Raw genomic sequence first — 3,933 nt, 5'->3', positions numbered from 1 at the left:
TGCGCATGACGCGCCGAGGCGCCACGTGGTGCGCTTGTGCCTGCCGCTGGCGCGCGGGCCTCATGAACTCATCTGAATCGGTCGCTTCTGCGGGGGCGGGTGCTGCGGTACGGTGAAGCGTTTTTCACCAGGAAGTTCTGCCACCGATGTCTGCTCGCCCATACCCGCTGCCGCAACCTTCCGAAGCGTCTTCCCCGCAAGCCTTTGGCCGGCGACGGGTGCTGCAAGCCGCAGCCCTTGGCGCACTGGCCGCCAGCGCCTGGCCCGTGCTGGCCGACGACACGAAGCTGCTGCGCGTCGGCTTCCAGAAGGGCGGTGGCCTGCTCGGCCTGCTGAAGGCCCAGGGCCGACTGGAAAAGCGCTTCGGTCCGTTGGGCTGGACCATCAGCTGGCACGAGTTCCCAGCCGGGCCGCAGTTGCTGGAGGCGCTGAACGCTGGCAGCGTGGACGTGGGCTACACCGGCGCGCCGCCGCCGATCTTCGCGCAGGCAGCCGAAAAGGACCTGGTCTACATCGGTGCTGAGCCAGGCGGGCCCAGCACCGAATCCATCGTCGTGCTGCCCGCCTCGACGCTGCGCGGCGTGGCCGAGCTCAAGGGCAAGCGCGTGGCGGTGCAGAAGGGCTCCAGTTCCCACTACCTGCTGCTGGCCGCACTGCGCAAGGCCGGCTTGGAATTCACCGAGATCCAGCCGGTCTACCTGGCGCCGGCCGACGCACGGGCTGCGTTCGAGTCCGGCCGGGTCGATGCCTGGGCGATCTGGGACCCGTACCTGGCGGCCGTGCAGGCCACGCTGAAGGTGCGCGTGCTGGCCGACTATGGCCAGCTGCTGCGGCCCAACGCCTTTTATGAAGCCTCGCGCCGCTTCGTCAGCCAGTATCCGAACGAGACCGGGCTGCTGCTGGACGAACTGGCGGCGCTGGGCGCCTGGGCCACTGCCAACCCGGCGCTGGTGGCCGAGCAGCTGGCTCCGCTGGTGGGCCTGCCGGTGGAGGTGGTGCTGGTCTGGCAGCAGCGTAGCCGCTACGGCGTGCAGCCCATGGACCCGGCCACCGTCGCCACCCAGCAGAAGGTGGCCGACCTGTTCTTCGAGCACAAGCTGATCCCGAAGAAGATCGACGTGGCCGCGGCTGTTTGGCGCTGGCCGAAGGCCTAGGAGGCTGAGCGGCTGAGTCCTTTCGCTGCCACGGCCCTTTCCCACACCGGGTTTCGGGTCGGCCCTGAATCTGCTGCAATCGCGCGGTCGGTGGCAGATGCCGCCGGGGGTCGAAGCGGAAGGTGGGTGCGATGAAGCGTGGTCTGGCGAAAGTCTGGATGGGCATGTGCCTGGCACTGGCCGCGGCTGGCGAGCCTGCGTGGGCCGAAACCGCGCAGCCAATGGCGGTGCCGCCAGTGGCCGCGTTGCCGGTCCAGATCGCACCCACTGGTGACTACGAAACCCGCGACCTGGACTGGTTCGACGCCACGCGCGACCGCGCAGTGCCGGCGCGGCTGTACCTGCCCAAGGCCGAGGCTGGCGCAGCGCCGGTGCCGCTGCTGGTCTTCTCGCACGGCCTGGGCGGCACGCGTCAGGGCTACAGCTACCTGGGCCGTTACCTGGCTGCGCATGGCGTGGCCAGCCTGCATGTGCAGCATGTGGGCAGCGACGGCAGCATCTGGACCGGCAACCTGATGCTGCTGGCCTTCCGCATGCAGAGCGCGGCGATGGAGCGGGAAGCCATGGCGCGGGTGCAGGACCTGCATTTCGCGCTGGACCAAGCCTTGGCCGCGCCGGAATGGGCCGGCCGGCTGGATGCGAACAAGGTGGTCGTCGCCGGCCATTCGTATGGTGCCAACACCGCCATGCTGGCGGCCGGCGCGCAGATCTGGCGCGATGGCAAACAACTGCCGTTGCGGGACGCACGGTTCAAGGCCGCGCTGCTGCTGTCTTCACCGCCGTTTTATGGCGAGGGCAGCCCCGTGGGCATCGTCGGCAAGATGGATGTGCCGGCGCTGCACATCACCACCGCAGAAGACGAAATCAAGGTGCCTGGCTATCACAGTCCGCCCAGCGACCGCATTGCGGTGTTTGAAGCCATGGGCAGCGAGCACAAGGCGCTGGCGGTGTTCGAGCAGGGCTCGCACGGCATCTTCACGGACCGCATCGTCGCGGGCGGCGAAGCGTTGAACCAGCAGGTCAAACAGGCCACGCAGGAACTGGCGCTGGATTTTGTGCAGCAGGTCTTCGGGCTGCAGCCAGTGGCGCTGGCCAGCTGGCACGAGCGCTACAAGTCCTTGCTGGCGCGTTTCGAATTGCGCTGATGCGCTCAGGCTTCGGCGGAGGGTTCCGGCGCCGCTTCTTCGAGCTGGCTGGCAAACCACGGCAGGGCCGATTCGTAACCCAGGTCGAGTTCACTGTTGTCCGGCGCCATGAAGGGCGCGCTGCGGGCGGACAGCCAACGGCTGATCATGCTGGTGGGGGCAGAAATTCTCATTTGGCGTTCCGAGCGGTCCATGAGGCGTCTCCGGAGGTATGTTCGAGTTGATGGTGTCACTTTAAGAAAAACCTCGCTGGCCGCGCATCAGATCATCCCCATGCCGCGTGTAGGAATTCGCCCACACGCCACGCTTTGCAGCATTTTGGTAACAGTTTTCCCCTGGGGAGAATACCGATCTGACCATCTTTGGCCGGGCTCCGGCATCGCTCTTTTGGGGGATGTGAAGATTCTTCGCAACACCTGCCCAGTACTCGGGTAACTGCCCGCAGTGCAAACCCTCGCTGAAGGTTTTGCTGTCATCACTTGGTCACGAAAGCCGGTTGCGGCACATTTTGATTCATACTCGGCGGCGGAATATCTTTGATACTTTTGTGCTTGACGGGGTTTCGCCAAAGCTGCCGGGCATTTCCCGGGATATTCAGGCTGGCCGGATCCCGCATCGGTTGATCCGAACTCGGCAGCGCCGCCGGCGCCGCGGCGCTGCACCGGCGTCTGCTAGCGTGTAGGCCCCGCGCGCTGTCGCGGGGCCTCTCATCATTGCCTTGAGTTCTCACGCCCGCATGCGTTTTCTTCACGCCGCCGACCTTCACATTGACAGCCCCTTGCGCGGCCTGGGCCGTTTTGACGGCGCGCCGCTGGACCGCCTGCGCGGCGCTACGCGGCGCGCGCTGGTGCGGCTGGTGGACCTGGCGCTGGACGAGCAGGTCGCCTTCGTGCTGATCGCCGGTGACCTGTACGACCGCGACTGGCAGGACTTCCACACAGGCTTGTTCGTGCGCGAGCAGATGGTGCGGCTGCAGCGCGCCGGCATCCGCGTCTTCATCGTGCTTGGCAACCACGACGCGCGTGGCGTGATCAGCCGCGAAGTGCCGTGGCCGGACAACGTCAAGGTCTTCTCCAGCCGCAGCGCCGAGACGCTGCGCATCGACAGCGACGATCTGCAGGTGGCCCTGCACGGCCACAGTTTCCCCAACCGCGAGGTGCCGGAAGACCTGGTGCCGGGCTACCCGGCCGCCGTGCCGGGCTTCTTCAACATCGGCCTGCTGCACACCAGCCTGGTCGGTGCCGAGGGGCACGACACCTACGCCCCGACCACGTTGGCCACGCTGAAGACCAAGGGCTACGACTACTGGGCGTTGGGCCATGTGCACGCGCGCCAGGTCGTCAACGAGGACCATCCGCGCGTGGTCTTTCCCGGCAACCTGCAGGGCCGGCATGCCCGCGAGACGGGACCCAAAGGCTGCGAGCTGGTCGAAGTGCAGGGCGGCCAGCTCAGCGCGCGCTTCGTGCCGCTGGATGTTGTGCGCTGGCACCGCGTGATGGTGGACCTGTCGGGTGCGAGCACCGTGGACGAAGTGCCCGGCCGGGTGGTGCGCGCGCTGCAAGCCGCGGTTGCGGCCGATGCCGATCTGGCCAGCGACGCCTTGCATGCGCTGCGTGTCAGCCTGCAGGGCGAAA

4 protein-coding genes are annotated in these 3,933 nt (G+C 67.0%); 3 read left to right on the top strand and 1 reads right to left on the bottom strand.

What is annotated here, in order from left to right; all coding sequences use genetic code 11:
- Positions 1-146 precede the first annotated feature (146 nt).
- Together FKP22_RS23465 and FKP22_RS23460 are read left to right on the top strand one after the other, a co-directional pair.
- Positions 147-1,154 (top strand): aliphatic sulfonate ABC transporter substrate-binding protein, encoded by a 1,008-nt coding sequence (locus FKP22_RS23465; protein ID WP_141290089.1) that lies wholly within the window; start codon positions 147-149, stop codon positions 1,152-1,154.
- Between the two features lie 131 nt (positions 1,155-1,285).
- Positions 1,286-2,299: an alpha/beta hydrolase family protein gene (locus FKP22_RS23460; RefSeq protein WP_141290088.1), complete on the top strand. Its 1,014-nt coding sequence runs from the start codon at positions 1,286-1,288 to the stop codon at positions 2,297-2,299.
- Between the two features lie 5 nt (positions 2,300-2,304).
- On the opposite strand, the gene FKP22_RS23455 is transcribed toward FKP22_RS23460, so the two are convergent.
- Positions 2,305-2,493, bottom strand: coding sequence for a hypothetical protein (locus tag FKP22_RS23455; protein WP_141290087.1), 189 nt, complete (start codon positions 2,491-2,493; stop codon positions 2,305-2,307).
- Positions 2,494-3,035: 542 nt separating this feature from the next.
- Here FKP22_RS23455 and FKP22_RS23450 point away from each other — a divergent pair.
- Positions 3,036-3,933: metallophosphoesterase family protein (locus FKP22_RS23450; protein WP_141290086.1), on the top strand; the 898-nt coding region annotated here is incomplete at its 3' end.

Origin of the sequence: Ideonella azotifigens, from assembly GCF_006519715.1 — a bacterium.
In the GTDB taxonomy this organism is placed as follows: domain Bacteria; phylum Pseudomonadota; class Gammaproteobacteria; order Burkholderiales; family Burkholderiaceae_C; genus Ideonella; species Ideonella azotifigens.
Note: the sequence above shows the minus strand (reverse complement) of the source record. Positions and strands in the feature narration are given on the sequence as shown.